This window comes from Faecalibacterium sp. Marseille-Q4137, assembly GCF_017377535.1.
Taxonomy (GTDB): domain Bacteria; phylum Bacillota; class Clostridia; order Oscillospirales; family Ruminococcaceae; genus Faecalibacterium; species Faecalibacterium duncaniae.
Genome location: NZ_JAFREK010000002.1, coordinates 80,149 through 94,219, shown reverse-complemented (window position 1 = coordinate 94,219; position 14,071 = coordinate 80,149). Strand labels below are relative to the sequence as shown.

The following is a 14,071-nucleotide window of genomic DNA, read 5'->3' as shown; positions in this document are numbered from 1 at the left end:
CGTGGAAATGCTCAGGAACTCAGGCCTGGACCAGGTGCATTGCAAAGCCGGCGATCTCGTCAGCAAAGTAGCAGGCGATGGTCTTGCCGTTCTTGACATTCTTACTGTCCAGATCGAACTTCACGCCGCGCTGAGACAGGTGATAGATGGCACGGTCAACGTTGTTGCAGGCGATGGCAATGTGGCCATTGGTGCCGCGGCCGGGCTTCTTCATGATCTCGAATTCCTTGTTGCCCACAAAGATGCTGGAGTTGCCGGGAGCGACCTTCATGTTCAGCAGACCGCCCAGCAGGGTGGCGACCTTCATGGCCTCTTCCTCGTTGCCGGTGTTGATGCCGACATGGTGCAGGCGCAGGCCCAGCATGGTGTCAACAGCTTCCTTGCTCTGAGCAGTGATCTTTGCCCAGTCGCCAGCCTTGATGACATCGCTCTTGCACATCCAGGTGCCGCCGACAGCGAAGATCTGGTCGTAGCCCAGGTAATCGTTGACGTTCTTTGCGTTGACACCGCCGGTGCACATCCAGCGTGCGCCCTTCAGGGCAGCACCGATGTTCTTCAGCATGCCGACACCGCCGTTTGCCTCAGCGGGGAAGAACTTCAGGGCTTCGCAGCCCATGTTCATGGCCTGCTGCATCTCGCCGGCAGAAGCGGTACCGGGCATCATAATGCCGCCCTTGTCGATCACGTGCTTGCAGACCTCGGGGTCGAAGCCGGGAGCAACGATGAAGGAAGCACCAGCTGCCATTGCACGGTCAGCCTGCTCACAGGTCAGGACAGTGCCTGCACCCAGCAGCATCTCGGGCATCTCTTCGTGGATCTTGCGGATGCACTCCTCAGCACATGCAGTGCGGAAGGTGACCTCGGCTGCGGGCAGGCCGCCCTCGGCCAGAGCCTTGCACAGGGGCAGGGCCTCGTCCACGCTGTTGAAGGCGATAACAGGGATAATGCCGATCTGATAGACCTTTTCAACGATGGGATTCATAACGCATTTCTCCTTTTTATTTGACACTCAGGGCGGGGCAGGGCCGGATGGGCACACTCTCCCCACCATACGTTCACAGTATTAGTATAAACGACCCGGCCACTTTTGGTAATGCTCAACAAGCACAATGTTTTGCATAAGAGCTTGTATACATTGCACAAAAATGCCCAACGGTCACAGTCCGAGCCGCTCAAACAGCTCTGCAACGCCATCGTGGTCATTGTCGCAGGTGCTGACGATATCCCCCAGTGCCCGGATCTCGGGCAGAGCGTTGGCCATTACGGCGGCCACACCGGCCCGGGCCAGTATGGCGCGGTCATTGTCGCTGTCGCCGATGGCAAGGGTGGCCTCCCGGGGGATGCCCAGCATATCTGCCAGGGCCAGCAGGGCCGTGCCTTTGTCCACGCCCTGGGCGGTGACCTCTACATTGTCCGGGGCACCCTGTACGGTCTCGATGCCGGGAAACGCCCGGAAACGGACGAGAGCGGCCTGTGCGATCTCGATGCTGTCGAAGAACATACAGAATTTTTCCACTTCGTGGGCGTGGCGGCTCATCCATTCGTCCAGATCCCGCACAACATGGGTACGGCCATCGTCCGGCTGTCTGGCCTCGGTGGAATGGCGCTGGATATGACGGTCCTGAAACAGGGCCATACCGGTACCGTCCAAATAAGAGCGCCCGTCCGAAAAAATGCTCAGTGGGCCATGATATTCCCGGTAGAGGGCAAACACTTCCCGGGCGGTTTCCGGGGGCAAACAATGACGCTCCAGCAGAACCGGTTCATGGGTCGGACGCTGGGGGGCATCGGAGTAACGGCTGTATACAGCACCCAGCGGGTCTGTGCCCATATCCCAGACAGCGGCACCGTTGGAGGTGATGGCGTATCGGATGCCGGGAAGCTGCGCCACCAACGGCGGCAGGCTGGCAAGGGGCCGCCCGGTGCAGGGTAGCACGATGACCCCGCGCCCGACGGCATCGGCAATGGCCTGCCGGGTGCGGGGGGAGATCTGGCTCTGGGAATCGAGCAGGGTGCCGTCCAGATCAAGGGCGACAAGACGGATCGGGGTAGAAGGTGACATAGTTTCTCCTTTGATTTAAGAACCTCTCCGGCAGCAGCGTAAACATGGCTTCCCTGGCAGGGGAGCTGCCGCAACAGGTGACAGGGGAGAGGCTGATACCCTTATTTTATCCCATAAATAATATTTGCGCAAGCGCTGGTTCTGTGTTAAAATAATCGCTATGCGGCGAGTGATTTTATAGGAGAAAAGAATATGAAGGCAAAGACTCTGCGCACGCGGCTCAAGCCCCACCTGTGGTATCAGGCTTACTGGGTGGTCTACCTCATCTGGTTCTTCTGGCTGGATCTGACCGTCACCGACCCCAAATACATCATCCACTCCCCGGTGGATGACCTCATTCCCTTCAACGAGTGGTTCATTTTCCCGTACTGCAGCTGGTTCGTGCTGTTGGCGGCGGTCACGGCCCTGCTGTGGTGGTTCGACACCGCCAGTTATGACAAGCTCTGCCTGATGATGTTTTCGGGTATGACGTTCTGCCTCATTATTTATATGGTACTGCCCAACGGCCTTGACATCCGACCCACGGCGGAAGTCATCGGCCGGGAGAATCTTGCCATGACCCTGATGCAGCTCATTTGGAAAGCAGATGCCTCGGTCAATGTCTGCCCCTCGATCCACTGCCAGAGCACGGCCTGCATGGCCATTGCCTTTTCGGGCAGCACGCTGACAAAGCAGCGCCCCTGGCTCAAAGCAGCGGCCTGGGTGTGGGCAGCGCTCATCTGCGCTTCCACCGTGTTCACCAAGCAGCATTCCATCATTGACGTGGTCTGCGGTCTGGCGCTGGCGGCTGTGTGGGGCGTGATCCTTTACGGCCCGTGGAAAAAGCGGCAGGATTGACAAGAAAAAGTTCTCAATTTTGGCAGTTTCCCAATTGACGCGGACAAAGTGTGTGGAGTACAATAAAAATGAAACTGATATATTAGTAAAACACAAAGATAACAGGCGTGCAGAAGCACAAAAGGAGCGAAGACAGTATGGCAGTTCGGAGCGCCCGCGAGGCAGCCTACGAAACCATCCGCAGCAGGATCATCACCATGGAGCTCAAACCCGGGGATGAACTGAACGACCACGAGCTGGCCCAGGAACTGGGCATCAGCCGCACCCCCATGCGGGAAGCGCTGATCATGCTCAACATTGCCCACATGGTGACCATCAAGCCCCAGAGCGGCACCTATGTGGCCCCCATTGATCTGGAGCTGATGGAGATGGAGCAGTTTGCGCGCTTCACGCTGGAAAAAGAGCTTCTGAACCATATCCGGGGCCGCCTGACCGGCGAGCAGGAGAGAGCCTACCGGCTGCTGATCGAGCAGTACCGTGTGCTGGAAAGCCACCCGGAGGCTGAAAACCGTGAGACCCGGATGCTGGATCTGGACAACGCCTTCCATCGCCGCGCCTTTGAGCTCTGCGGCATGGAGGGACACTTTGACCACATGCTTTCCACCTTTCAGCACATCGAGCGGCTGCGTAAGTTCAGCCTGCAGACGGATGAGAACAAATCGGTCTGTGGTGCCCACACCCGCATCCTGGAGGCTGTGCTCCACGGCACGGAGGAGGATGTGAGCCGGGCGCTGAGTGAACATCTGCACCGGTATAAGCTCAGTGTGGATCAGGCCCGTGCCGCCCACCCGGATTATTTTATCGGCAACGGTGATACATGGTAAAAATTTCTTTCGTCAAACTGCCCAATGCGTGTATTTTGCGGCCGGATGGGGGCAAAATCCCATGTGTGGCCGTTTCTTTGTGTAAAGTATACAAGAAAAAACATCAAAACTTGTCAAAACGTCAATTGCCAATTTGAAACTGATATATTAGAATATAAGCAAGAATGTGCCACGGCACCCGCCGGGGCATTTAAGAAGCAAAGCAACAAACAAGGAGGAACCCACTATGCCTATGAAAATGGGTTGGCGTTGGTACGGTGAGGGCAACGATCCCATCACCCTCAACGACATCAAGCAGATTCCCGGCGTGACCAGCATCGTCTGGGCACTGCACAACAAGATGCCCGGTGAGATCTGGGAGATCGACGAGATCCAGAAGGTCGCCGATCAGATCCACGCCTACGGCTTCGACATGGACGTGGTCGAGTCTGTCAATGTCCACGATGACATCAAGATCGGCCTGCCCACCCGCGACAAGTACATCGAGAACTACAAGCAGTGCATCCGCAACCTGTCCAAGTTCGGTGTCAAGGTCATCTGCTACAACTTCATGCCCATCTTTGACTGGACCCGTACCGACCTGTTCCACCCCGTCGGCGACGGCTCCACTGCTCTGTTCTACCAGAAGGACATGATCCAGGACGATTACAAGGCCATGGCCGACTACATCCTGGGCTTCACCGAGAAGTACAACATGACCTTCCCCGGCTGGGAGCCTGAGCGTATGGCAAAGCTGGACGAGCTGTTCAAGGCCTATGCCCCTGTTACCAAGGAAAAGCTGTGGGAGAACCTGAAGTACTTCCTGGAAGCTCTGATGCCCACCTGCCGCGAGTGCGACATCAAGATGGCCATCCACATGGACGATCCCCCTTGGGATATCTTCGGCCTGCCCCGCCTGCTGGTGGATGCTGAGAGCATCGACCGCTTCCTGAGCATGGTGGACGACGAGTACAACTGCCTGACCCTGTGCTCCGGCAGCCTGAACGCAAACCCCAACAACAACGTTGCCGAGATCGTCCGCAAGCACTGCGACCGCATTGCATTTGCTCACATCCGCAACATCCACCACTTCCCCAATGGCGACTTCTCCGAGGCTGCTCACCGCGACTGCTGCGGCGAGACCGGCATCATCGAGATCCTGCGCGCCTACCATGACTGCGGCTACGAGGGCTATATCCGCCCCGACCACGGCCGTCAGCTGTGGGAGGAAGGCCCCGGCAACTGCCGCCCCGGTTACGGCAAGTATGACCGTGCTCTGGGTATCCAGTACATGCTGGGTGTCTGGGACCTGCTGGATCGTCTGGATGAAGAGAAAAAGAAAGGCTGAGTACTATTATGAAGCTGTCTGATATCAAGAACGGCAATCTGTCCGCCGAGTGGGCAGAAAAGGGCTACGAGCTGCCCAAGTTTGACGTGGAGGCTGTCAAGGCCAAGACCCACGCAGAGCCCACCTGGGTGCACTTCGGCGCAGGCAATATTTTCCGTGCCTTCCCCGCTGCCATCCTGAACGAGGCCCTGAACAGCGGCAAGTATGACCGCGGTGTCATCGTTGCTGAGAGCTTTGACTACGAGATCATCGACAAGGCTTACCAGCCCTACGACAACCTGAGCCTGCTGGTCTGCCTGAAGTCCACCGGCGACATCGAGAAGAAGGTCATTGCTTCCGTGACTGAGAGCCTGAAGGCTGATTACTCCTTTGGCGAGGATTGGGCCCGTCTGGTCGAGATCTTCCAGAACCCCAGCCTGCAGATGATCTCCTTCACCATCACCGAGAAGGGCTACGGCGTTGCTCCTGCTGACCTGGAGCGCGGCCTGACCCCCGTTCTGGCCATGGGCAAGGTCACCGCTCTGCTGTACGAGCGCTTCAAGGCCGGCAAGCTGCCCCTGACCGTTCAGAGCATGGATAACTGCTCTCACAACGGCGACAAGGTCAAGACCGCTGTCCACGCCTATGCTTCCAAGTGGGTCGAGCAGGGTCTGGTTCCCGCTGAGTTCCTGGCATACGTTCAGGACGAGACCAAGATCACCTTCCCCTGGAGCATGATCGATAAGATCACTCCCCGTCCCGACGCAAAGGTCCAGGATATGCTGGCCAAGGACGGCTTTGAGGACAACTACACCATCGTGACCGAGAAGCACACCTTTACTGCTCCCTTTGTCAACGCAGAGGAGACCCAGTACCTGTGCATCGAGGATCACTACACCAACGGCCGTCCTCCGCTGGAGCTGGGCGGTGTGCTGTACTGCGACCGCGAGACCGTTGACAAGATCGAGAAGATGAAGGTGTGCACCTGCCTGAACCCCCTGCACACCGCAATGTCCATCTACGGCTGCATGCTGGGTTACACCCTCATCAGCGCCGAGATGGCCGACGAGGATCTGCGTCCCTTCATCCAGAAAATCGGTTATATCGAGGCAATGCCCGTGGTCGTTGATCCTGGTGTCCTGAACCCCTACGAGTTCATCGGCGCTGTCATCAACCGCCGCCTGCCCAACCCCTTCATGCCCGATGCTCCCCAGCGTATCGCTACCGATACCTCTCAGAAGTTGGCCATCCGCTTCGGCGAGACCATCAAGGCATATCAGGCACGCGGTCTGGACAAGTCCAACCTGGTGCTGATCCCCCTGGTGCTGGCAGGTTATGCCCGCTACCTGAAGGGAATTGATGACAACGGCAAGGCTTTCGAGATCTCTCCCGATCCGATGCTGGCTGAGCTGCAGGCCATCGTGGCTCCTCTGGAAGTCAAGGAAGGCGAGCAGGACTTCAGCTGCCTGAAGAACCTGTACAGCCGTGCCGATGTGTTCGGTGTTGACCTGTACGAGGTCGGCCTGGGTGAGCAGATCGAGGGCATGGTCAAGGAGCTGTACGCTGGCAACGGCGCAGTCCGCAAGACCCTGCACAAGTATGTTGTCGCCCGCTGAGCGCTGACACGATCCTGAATTAAGCTATCTTCGTTCCCGCGCTGCGTTTTGCTTTGCCGCAGCGTGGGATTTTTTTGTTTTCCGGCATGGCGGAGCGCATGGCTCTTTACATTTGGAGAGCGATTTGCAATAATAGAAAAAAAGCGCAGGAGGGTCTGTACATGAAAGTAATGGTTTTTGATGTGGGCGGCACCGGGATCAAGTATTCCGTGATGGATGAGCAGCTGAACCGGACCGATACGGGCAGCACGCCTACCCCGGCGGATTCGCAGGAACACTTCCTGAACACTCTGCGGGAGATCTACCTGCCCCACAAGGACGAGGTGGACGGCATTGCCCTGAGCCTGCCCGGCTTCATCGATGCCGAGCAGGGTGTGGTCAGGGGCGGCGGAGCACCCTCGCTGGCCTACAATGTGGGCACGCCTGTCGGCCCCCGGCTGGCCGAGGCCTGCGGCTGCCGTGTCTGGATCGAGAATGACGGCAAAGCGGCCGCCATTGCAGAGCTGGAGCGGGGTGTGCTGAAGGGCTGCAGGAACGCAGCAGTGTTCATCATCGGCACCGGTGTGGGCGGCGGCCTGATCATTGATGGGAAGCTGGTGCGCGGCCGGGACTGCACGGCAGGCGAATACAGCTTTATGAACACCAACGCCGATGCCTGGAGCGACCCCACAAAGAGCGTTGCCTGCCAGTGCAGTACCAGCGGCCTGTTGAGCGGCTACCGCGCCCGCAAGGGCCTGCCCGCCGATGCACCCATGGATGGACGCATCTTCTTTGAGGCGGTCCACGCCGGGGAGACCGAGGCCAACGAGACCCTGCGCAGCTTCTGCCGGGCCGTTGCCGTGCAAATCTACAACCTGAACGTTCTGCTGGATCTGGAAAAAGTGGCCATTGGCGGCGGCATCAGCAAGCAGCCCATCCTTGTGGAGACCCTGAACGAGGTGTATGAGGAGTACATCCTGCGGGGCCATCCCTTCAGCGAAGCGCAGGCCCGCTGCCTGCCCCGCCCGGAGATCGTGCCCTGCCGGTTCCTGAGCGAGGCCAACCAGATCGGTGCCTTTGCAAGCTACCAGAAGGCGTTTTGGGAAAATTGATGGACAAAACGCACGAAGCTGTGTTATCCGTGGTGCATTGCCCAGCCGCCAGTTGAAATTGATTCTGGCATGGTGTGAGCTGCATAAAGATGAGCTGATGCAGAACTGGGAACTTGCCAGGGATGCAAAGCCTTTGAATCATGTGGCACCATTGATCTGAAAGGGGAGTACAGTATGGAATATATTCCAAAAGTGTTGCAGGCTGTTGCAGGGGAGGATTTTACCATCTACCTGTATTTCAGTGATGGCTCTGTCCGGCTGTATGATGCAAAGCCCCTGTTGCAGCTGGGGGGAGTGTTCGAGCCTATGCGCGATCCGGATTATTTCCGTGACCGGCTGACGGTGCTGAATGACACGGCGGCATGGGATGTGAGCGGTGACATGGACCCTTGCAATTGCATCGACCTTGACCCGATAGAGCTGTATGAGACCTGTCCGGTGGTCGTTGACCCGTTGGAAAAGGCATCCTGAAATAAAACACAACGGCACAGCGCTGGTGCATCATCGTATCTGCGCTGTGCCTTGATTTTTTGGCGCACCCATGATATGATAGACCCTGCGCGCAGGGCGCGCGGAAAACAAACAAAGGAGTTCTTTTTCTATGAAAACCATGCATAAATTTCTGGCCGTTGTGATCAGTGCCGCTCTGGCAGCCGGGCTGCTGGCAGGCTGCGGTGCAGCTTCCAGCACGGCTTCCGGTGCCTCCTCTTCTGAGGCCGTGTCCTCTGTGGCAGCTTCCAGTGAAGCCGCTTCCTCTGAGGCTGCTTCCGGTCAGGCCGAGGATGCCAAGGTCAAGGCAGAATTTACCGTGACCGGTGCGGATGGCGAGAGCCAGACCTTTACGCTGGAAGTGACCGATGGCGAGAAGCTGAGCGATGCTCTGGTGGAAGCCGGTCTCATCAGCGAAGAGGAGGCTGCTGCAGGCTTTGTGACCACCGTCAACGGCGAAACCGCCGACTGGGATAAGGATCAGGCATGGTGGTGCCTGACCGATGCCACCGGCGAGATGACCACCGTGGGCGTGGCAGACATTGCGCTGCACGATGGCGACAGCTATGCCTTTGTCTACACGAAGTAAGGAGCCTGTGCACATCCGGGTGCTGCGGCTGGTGCTCAGCGGCCTGATGGGTGCGCTGCTGGTGGTGAGCAAGCAGGCCATGAGCGGCTTGCCCAACATTGAACCGGTGACGCTGCTCGTTATCCTGTTTGCACTGGAGCTGCCCCGGGAAACGCCGGGGGCCGTTACGGTGTTCATCCTGCTGCAGGGCGTGCTGTACGGCTTTGGGCTGTGGTGGGCCATGTACCTGTATGTCTGGTATCTGCTGGCCCTGTTGGCATGGCTGCTGCGCCGGATGGACAATGCCCTTGGATGGGCGGTGTTCAGCGGCATCTACGGTCTGTGCTTCGGCGGCCTGTGTGCGGCAGTGTATCTGGTGGCAAAGACCCCGGCCTTTGCTCTGAGCTGGTGGCTCAGCGGCCTTTCCTACGATGCCATGCACGGCATGGGGAATTTTGTTATCATGCTGCTGCTCTACCGCCCCCTGCGCAGAGCGCTGCAGACAGCCAAACGGCAGCTGAGAGTGAATTGAAAAGGAAAGCATCCTCACCCTCTCCGTCATTGCTTGCGCAATGCCACCTCTCCCGAAGGGAGAGGCAAGACATCACAGAGGACAGATGCTGCAATATCTGGGATTGCCCTTGGCTCCCCCTTTGGGGGAGCTGGCGAGCGTCAGCGAGACTGAGAGGGTGAGCCATCAAAACAGAAAGAGGGCCGCTGCACGGAGCAATGTGCAGCGACCCTCTTTTGCGGAAACAGGAAAGAAAGCAGATTGCAGCCGCGGAGATCAGCGCTTAACGTTGAAGGCGGCCATGCCGGGGTAAACGGCACTTGCACCCAGATCCTCCTCAATGCGGAGCAGCTGGTTGTACTTGGCAACGCGCTCGGTGCGGCTGGGGGCACCGGTCTTGATCTGGCAGGTGTTCAGGGCAACGGCCAGATCAGCAATGGTGGTGTCCTCGGTCTCGCCGGAGCGGTGAGAGCTGATGGCGGTGTAGCCGGCCTTGTGGGCCATTTTGATGGCCTCCAGCGTCTCGGAAACAGAACCAATCTGGTTCAGCTTGATCAGGATGGCGTTGCCTGCACCCAGCTGGATGCCCTTGGCCAGACGCTCGGTGTTGGTAACGAACAGGTCGTCGCCCACCAGCTGGACCTTGCCGCCCAGTTCCCGGGTCATCTCCTGCCAGCCTTCCCAGTCCTCTTCATCCAAGCCATCTTCAATGGAGATGATGGGGTACTTCTCCACCAGGCTCTTCCAGTGTGCGATCAGCTCGCTGGAAGTGTACTCGGTGCCGGCTTTGGGCAGCTTGTAAAAGCCCTTGCCCTTGGGGCTCTTCCACTCGGAGGAAGCGGCATCCATGGCCAGCATGAAGTCCCTGCCGGGCTGATAACCGGCCTTCTCGATGGCGGCCAGAATGGTCTCGATGGTCTCCTCATCGCTGGACAGGTTGGGGGCAAAGCCGCCCTCATCGCCCACGGAGGTGGCCAGGCCCCTGGCCTTCAGGATGGAGGACAGAGCGTGGAACACCTCGGCGCACCAGCGCAGGGCCTCTTTGAAGCTGGGCGCGCCCACAGGCATGATCATAAACTCCTGCGTGTCCACGGTGTTGGTAGCGTGTGCGCCGCCGTTCAGGATGTTCATCATGGGCACAGGCAGGCGATTGCCATTCACACCGCCCAGAAAGCGGTACAGAGGCATCTCCAGAGAAGCGGCGGCAGCGCGGCAGGCGGCAATGGAGACCGCCAGAATGGCGTTTGCGCCCAGATTGGATTTGTCCTTGGTGCCGTCGGCCCGGAGCATGGCGGCATCAATGGCATAGATGTCGGAGGCATCCATGCCCACCACCGCGTCAGCGATGACGGTGTTGATGTTCTCCACAGCCTTGGTCACGCCCTTGCCCAGATAGCGGCCCTTGTCGCCGTCGCGCAGCTCCAGAGCCTCGAACTCGCCGGTGGAAGCGCCGGAGGGGGCACAGCCGCGGGCAACCGTGCCGTCGGCCAGAGTGATCTCGGCCTCAACGGTGGGATTTCCGCGGGAGTCCAGGATCTCGCGGCCGATCACAGATTCAATTTCCAGATAGTTCATCACAGTAACCTCCCGATTTTCGATGAGATATTATATAGATAGTCAAAACTAACTAACTGCCTTTATCCTACCACGTCCTGCACCCTTGCGCAAGAGGGTCTGCGGATGTTTGCCGCTGTAAACATTGATAGGATGCCCGCCGGGGCGGGTGCGTATCCGGCAGAAAGCGGGAAAAGGATGGGGGAGTGTGTGGATTTGTGGGTTTACATTCCGAAGAGGGGACGGTAAAATGATAGATGGACAAGAGAGAACCAAAGATCGAGGAGGATTTTTTTACATGAACAAAGACCTGACCGTGGGCTCCCCGTCCAAGGTGCTGTGGCAGTTCTGCCTGCCCATGTTCGGCAGCATCCTGTTCCAGCAGCTTTACAACATTGCCGACAGCCTTGTGGCGGGCAAGCTGATCGGTGAAAACGCCCTGGCCGCTGTGGGCAACAGCTACGAGATCACCCTGATCTTTCTGGCGTTCTCATTCGGCTGCAACATCGGCGGCTCTGTCATCGTTTCCCGGTACTTTGGCGCAAAGGACTACAACACCATGAAAACCGCTGTCACCACGGCGCTCATTGGTACGGTGGTGCTCTGCGGTGCCCTGATGGCGGTGGGCCTGCTGGGCTGCCGGAGCCTGCTGGTACTCATCCGCACCCCGGCGGAGCTGATGGCCGACTCGGCAGAGTATCTGGACATCTACACCCTGGGCCTGCCCTTCCTGTTCCTTTACAATGTGGCAACGGGCATTTTTACGGCGCTGGGCGACAGCCGCACCCCGTTCCTGTTTCTGGCGGTTTCCTCCACGGCAAACATCGCGGTGGACGTGTTGTTTGTGGCTGCCTTTGATATGGGGGTTGCCGGTGTGGCCTGGGCGACCTTTCTGTGCCAGGGGGTGAGCTGCGTGCTCTCCCTGTGGGTGGTGGCCCGGCGGGTGCGTGCTGTCCCGAGTGAGGGGGAGCGGGTCTGGTTCTCCTGGAAGATGCTGGGCCAGATCGCAGTGGTGGCCATCCCCAGCATTTTGCAGCAGAGCTTTGTCTCAGTGGGCAATATCATCATCCAGAGCGTTGTCAACTCCTTCGGTGCCAGCGTGATCGCGGGCTTTGCCGCGGCCACCAAGCTGAACAATGTGCTCATTTCCTCCCTGACCACGCTGGGCAGCGGCATTTCCAACTACGCCTCCCAGAATCTGGGTGCCGGTAAGAACGAGCGTGTCAAGGCGGGCTTCGGGGCCGGTGTCAGACTGCTGGGCAGCATCTGCCTCTGCTTCACGGCCCTGTACCTGCTGGCAGGCCGCCAGCTGCTCATGCTCTTTATGAACAGCCCCACGGGCGAGGCCATCAACACCGGCCTGACCTTCCTGCAGACGATCGCTCCCTTCTACCTGCTGCTGGCCTTCAAGCTGACCTCAGATGGTCTGATGCGCGGCTGCGGCATGATGGGCCGCTTTATGGCAACCACCCTTTCCGACCTGTTCCTGCGCGTGGTGCTGGCCATCCTGTTTTCCCGCTGGCTGGGCGTGAACGGCATCTGGCTGTCCTGGCCTGTGGGCTGGTTTGTGGGCACCGTGCTCTCCATGGTGTTTTATCGTACCTCTATTTACCGGCAGGCAGAAGAAAAAACGACGCTGTAACTTTTTTGACATGGGTGAAAGCTCTTCATGTCACGATGAAACAAAGTGAACAAAATGAAAAATAACCAAAAATGACACGGTTTTTTTGGCGGCTTTCACATAAAATGCCGGAAAATGCCCGGAAAAGTATGGACGGTTTGTGAATTGCACAACCCGCCCGGCGAGACTATAATGAATACACGCACAAAGCAGGGCCGCTTTGAAGGAAGCGCCCTGCTTTGTGCATCTATCACACGAAAAACTTCCAACAGGAGGATATTGTATTATGAAAAAGATGATCTCTCGCCGCAACTTTCTGACCGCTGCCGGTGTCGTGGCTGCTGCCGGTGTCCTGACCGCCTGCGGCGGCTCCTCCTCCAGCACTGCCGCTTCTTCCACTGCCGCTGCTTCCGGTGACACCATTAAGATCGGTGTGATGGGCCCCCTGACCGGCAACGTTTCCGTTTACGGCCAGGCCGTTGTCAACGGCGCTGCCCTGTACCTGAAGCAGGTCAACGCCGACGGCGGCATCAATGGCAAGCAGATCGAGATCCTGACCGAGGATGAGCAGGGCGATGCTACGCAGGCTGTCAACTGCTTCACCAAGATGGTGGACGAGGGCATCACCGCTCTGGTGGGCGATGTCACCACCACCCCCACTCTGGCAGTTGCTGCCGAGAGCGCAGATTACAACATGCCCATGGTCACTGCTTCCGCTACCGCTGAGGCCGTTACCTACGATGCCGAGACCGACACCGTGAACGAGAATGTCTTCCGTGCCACCTTCACCGACCCGTTCCAGGGCATCAAGATGGCCGATTATGCTTACCAGAAGCTGGGCTACACCAAGGCAGCCGTCATCTTCAAAAAGGGCGCTGACTACAACGAGGGTCTGGCTGAGAACTTCGTCAACGAGTTTGAGAGCCTGGGCGGCACCATCGTCGATCAGGAGAGCTACTCCGATGGCGACGTGGACTTCAAGACCCAGCTGACCAGCATCATGGGCAAGGGCCCCGAGACCGTGTTCTGCCCCAACTACTACGAGGAGGTGGGCCAGATCCTGTCTCAGGCTGAGAGCGTCGGCCTGAATGTTCCCTTCCTGGGCGGCGACGGCTGGGATGGCCTGGAGGGCTATGCCACTGCCGATCAGCTGAAGGACAGCTACTTCTGCGCAAACTACGCAAAGGGCTCCAGCCCCGAGTTTGAGGATGCCTACAAGGCAGAGTACGGCGAGGATTACCCCAACGGCTTTGCTCCTCTGGGCTACGATGCCGCCAAGACCGTGGTTTACGGTGTGCAGGCTGCTGAGGATGCCGGCCTGGAGGCCGGTACCGATGAGTACAAGCAGGCTGTCAACGATGCCATTGCCTCCGGCACCATCGAGGGCATCACCGGCACCTTTACCTTTGATGAGCACCACGATCCCGTCAAAAAGACTGCGATCCTGACCTATGTGGACGGCAAACCCGAACTGAAGGAAATGTTCTGATCCCGCTTCTGCGCCGCGCACCGGTGTGCGGCCTGAATGCCGGAACCAGAGAATGATGTACCCTTGCGGAGGCCGCCGGAACAGGTTGTCTCCGCTTTTTTGG

At 58.4% G+C, this 14,071-nt stretch carries 13 protein-coding genes and 1 pseudogene; 11 read left to right on the top strand and 3 right to left on the bottom strand.

All coding sequences use genetic code 11. The annotated features are described in order from the left end of the window. Positions 1-19: 19 nt before the first annotated feature. Together eda and J3353_RS01485 are read right to left on the bottom strand one after the other, a co-directional pair. The gene (eda, locus tag J3353_RS01490) at positions 20-982 is read right to left on the bottom strand and encodes a bifunctional 4-hydroxy-2-oxoglutarate aldolase/2-dehydro-3-deoxy-phosphogluconate aldolase (RefSeq protein ID WP_097770432.1); all 963 of its coding nucleotides are present in this window, start codon (positions 980-982) and stop codon (positions 20-22) included. Between the two features lie 174 nt (positions 983-1,156). Beyond that, complete coding sequence (locus tag J3353_RS01485; protein WP_207683945.1) at positions 1,157-2,062, bottom strand: Cof-type HAD-IIB family hydrolase; 906 nt, start codon at positions 2,060-2,062, stop codon at positions 1,157-1,159. A gap of 192 nt (positions 2,063-2,254) precedes the next feature. Between J3353_RS01485 and J3353_RS01480 the strand changes: the two genes are divergently transcribed. The 9 genes and pseudogenes from J3353_RS01480 to J3353_RS01440 all read left to right on the top strand — a co-directional run bounded on the left by J3353_RS01480 (position 2,255) and on the right by J3353_RS01440 (position 9,325). Further along, on the top strand, positions 2,255-2,899 hold the full coding sequence (locus J3353_RS01480; RefSeq protein WP_207683944.1) for a phosphatase PAP2 family protein: 645 nt from the start codon (positions 2,255-2,257) through the stop codon (positions 2,897-2,899). Between the two features lie 137 nt (positions 2,900-3,036). After that, the gene (locus J3353_RS01475) at positions 3,037-3,723 is read left to right on the top strand and encodes a GntR family transcriptional regulator (protein ID WP_097773519.1); all 687 of its coding nucleotides are present in this window, start codon (positions 3,037-3,039) and stop codon (positions 3,721-3,723) included. A 226-nt stretch (positions 3,724-3,949) separates the two neighbouring features. After that, a complete protein-coding gene (gene uxuA, locus J3353_RS01470; protein WP_005931401.1) occupies positions 3,950-5,050 on the top strand; it encodes a mannonate dehydratase in 1,101 nt (366 codons plus the stop codon). A gap of 8 nt (positions 5,051-5,058) precedes the next feature. After that, positions 5,059-6,645 carry a mannitol dehydrogenase family protein gene (locus tag J3353_RS01465; RefSeq protein WP_207683943.1) on the top strand — a complete coding sequence of 529 codons (1,587 nt, stop codon included), beginning with the start codon at positions 5,059-5,061 and terminating at the stop codon, positions 6,643-6,645. Positions 6,646-6,806: 161 nt separating this feature from the next. Next, the gene (locus tag J3353_RS01460; protein ID WP_242700805.1) at positions 6,807-7,736 is read left to right on the top strand and encodes an ROK family protein; all 930 of its coding nucleotides are present in this window, start codon (positions 6,807-6,809) and stop codon (positions 7,734-7,736) included. Positions 7,737-7,764: 28 nt separating this feature from the next. Further along, positions 7,765-7,896 (top strand): annotated as a pseudogene (locus J3353_RS01455) (DUF4160 domain-containing protein); the annotation flags it as partial. A gap of 14 nt (positions 7,897-7,910) precedes the next feature. Further along, positions 7,911-8,207, top strand: coding sequence for a DUF2442 domain-containing protein (locus J3353_RS01450; RefSeq protein ID WP_005931388.1), 297 nt, complete (start codon positions 7,911-7,913; stop codon positions 8,205-8,207). 130 nt (positions 8,208-8,337) lie between these two features. Beyond that, entirely contained in the window at positions 8,338-8,814 is a 477-nt protein-coding gene (locus J3353_RS01445; protein WP_156060610.1) for a DUF4430 domain-containing protein, read from the top strand. Then, entirely contained in the window at positions 8,798-9,325 is a 528-nt protein-coding gene (locus tag J3353_RS01440; RefSeq protein ID WP_242700804.1) for a hypothetical protein, read from the top strand. The genes J3353_RS01445 and J3353_RS01440 overlap by 17 nt, the downstream gene beginning before the upstream one ends. A 255-nt stretch (positions 9,326-9,580) precedes the next feature. On the opposite strand, the gene eno is transcribed toward J3353_RS01440, so the two are convergent. Beyond that, positions 9,581-10,879, bottom strand: a complete 1,299-nt coding sequence (eno, locus tag J3353_RS01435) for a phosphopyruvate hydratase (protein WP_156060612.1) — start codon at positions 10,877-10,879, stop codon at positions 9,581-9,583. 277 nt (positions 10,880-11,156) lie between these two features. On the opposite strand from eno, the gene J3353_RS01430 reads away from it, so the two are divergent. Further along, positions 11,157-12,500 carry an MATE family efflux transporter gene (locus J3353_RS01430; RefSeq protein WP_207683942.1) on the top strand — a complete coding sequence of 448 codons (1,344 nt, stop codon included), beginning with the start codon at positions 11,157-11,159 and terminating at the stop codon, positions 12,498-12,500. A gap of 265 nt (positions 12,501-12,765) precedes the next feature. After that, complete coding sequence (locus J3353_RS01425; RefSeq protein ID WP_156065601.1) at positions 12,766-13,968, top strand: ABC transporter substrate-binding protein; 1,203 nt, start codon at positions 12,766-12,768, stop codon at positions 13,966-13,968. The last annotated feature ends 103 nt before the right edge of the window (positions 13,969-14,071 follow it).

What these genes read in the sequence shown, in the direction of transcription:
- eda (WP_097770432.1), bottom strand. Translation starts at nt 982, where the DNA reads ATGAATCCCATCGTTGAAAAGGTCTATCAGATCGGCATTATCCCTGTT.
- J3353_RS01485 (WP_207683945.1), bottom strand. Translation starts at nt 2,062, where the DNA reads ATGTCACCTTCTACCCCGATCCGTCTTGTCGCCCTTGATCTGGACGGC.
- J3353_RS01480 (WP_207683944.1), top strand. Translation starts at nt 2,255, where the DNA reads ATGAAGGCAAAGACTCTGCGCACGCGGCTCAAGCCCCACCTGTGGTAT.
- J3353_RS01475 (WP_097773519.1), top strand. Translation starts at nt 3,037, where the DNA reads ATGGCAGTTCGGAGCGCCCGCGAGGCAGCCTACGAAACCATCCGCAGC.
- uxuA (WP_005931401.1), top strand. Translation starts at nt 3,950, where the DNA reads ATGCCTATGAAAATGGGTTGGCGTTGGTACGGTGAGGGCAACGATCCC.
- J3353_RS01465 (WP_207683943.1), top strand. Translation starts at nt 5,059, where the DNA reads ATGAAGCTGTCTGATATCAAGAACGGCAATCTGTCCGCCGAGTGGGCA.
- J3353_RS01460 (WP_242700805.1), top strand. Translation starts at nt 6,807, where the DNA reads ATGAAAGTAATGGTTTTTGATGTGGGCGGCACCGGGATCAAGTATTCC.
- J3353_RS01450 (WP_005931388.1), top strand. Translation starts at nt 7,911, where the DNA reads ATGGAATATATTCCAAAAGTGTTGCAGGCTGTTGCAGGGGAGGATTTT.
- J3353_RS01445 (WP_156060610.1), top strand. Translation starts at nt 8,338, where the DNA reads ATGAAAACCATGCATAAATTTCTGGCCGTTGTGATCAGTGCCGCTCTG.
- eno (WP_156060612.1), bottom strand. Translation starts at nt 10,879, where the DNA reads ATGAACTATCTGGAAATTGAATCTGTGATCGGCCGCGAGATCCTGGAC.
- J3353_RS01430 (WP_207683942.1), top strand. Translation starts at nt 11,157, where the DNA reads ATGAACAAAGACCTGACCGTGGGCTCCCCGTCCAAGGTGCTGTGGCAG.
- J3353_RS01425 (WP_156065601.1), top strand. Translation starts at nt 12,766, where the DNA reads ATGAAAAAGATGATCTCTCGCCGCAACTTTCTGACCGCTGCCGGTGTC.